Origin of the sequence: Mycetohabitans sp. B2 (assembly GCF_021733735.1) — a bacterium.
Lineage (GTDB): Bacteria > Pseudomonadota > Gammaproteobacteria > Burkholderiales > Burkholderiaceae > Mycetohabitans > Mycetohabitans rhizoxinica.
This window is the reverse complement of the sequence record NZ_JAHKSP010000009.1, coordinates 1-768: the sequence shown is the minus strand read 5'-3', so window position 1 is coordinate 768 and position 768 is coordinate 1. Positions and strand designations below refer to the sequence as shown.

Here is a 768-nt window from a genome sequence, read left to right as displayed (position 1 = left end):
CAGCGTCAAATCACCGGCCTGCGCGCTAATCTCACCCGCGCTGTGCACCCCCACACCGTATTCGGTGCCGACCATGACGATCCTATCAGCGTACATACCGCCAAGTTGGCCAACGTCAATCGATACGCTTGGCGCCGGCCCGTCGCCATGAATTGGCGTGGCCGCTAACGTGTCGTAAGGCACTTGGTTCGCGCCGGTCACCACGTTCAAGTTTTTTGCGTAAATTTTAGCGTTCGCCTGTACTGCGCGCGCGATCAAGTCGACTTGATCAATGTCTGACGCATTAAACTTTGCGCCATGCACGGTCACCAGCCCACGCGACACATTGAAGCCGGCTAGCGAGCCGTCCGCGCCATAGTAAGGTTGTCCGGTCGTCAGCGTCGCCCGGCTTGTGTTGATGAAGCCCCCGCCGTTCACGACAATGCCCGACGGATTAGCAACCACCACCTCGGCGCGCGGACCTGCCACTTCCACATGGCCACGCAGCTGGCTTGCCTCTAGGCTATGAACCTCGTTGACGATTAGGCGCGCCGACTGATTCGGACCGAAGTGCGGATTGCCGTTGATATAGCCTGCTTGATCCGTTTTAACAACCGCCGAAGCATTGTTCAGGATCGCGCCGGGCGCTTGGACGTCGAACTGATGGTAGTGATTGACCGACACCCCTGCCCCCGACGGCCGGGCGATATCGACCTGCGGCAAACCATTTTGCGTTTGGATGACTCGAGTCTCTCCCCCAGGAGCCGGCACGATTTGCGCAAGGCCCCA

1 protein-coding gene is annotated in these 768 nt (G+C 59.5%); it reads right to left on the bottom strand.

The annotated features are described in order from the left end of the window. Window positions 1–768, bottom strand: a 768-nt coding sequence (locus tag KPG66_RS01970; RefSeq protein ID WP_272907014.1) for a filamentous hemagglutinin N-terminal domain-containing protein, incomplete at both ends; no start/stop codon positions are given.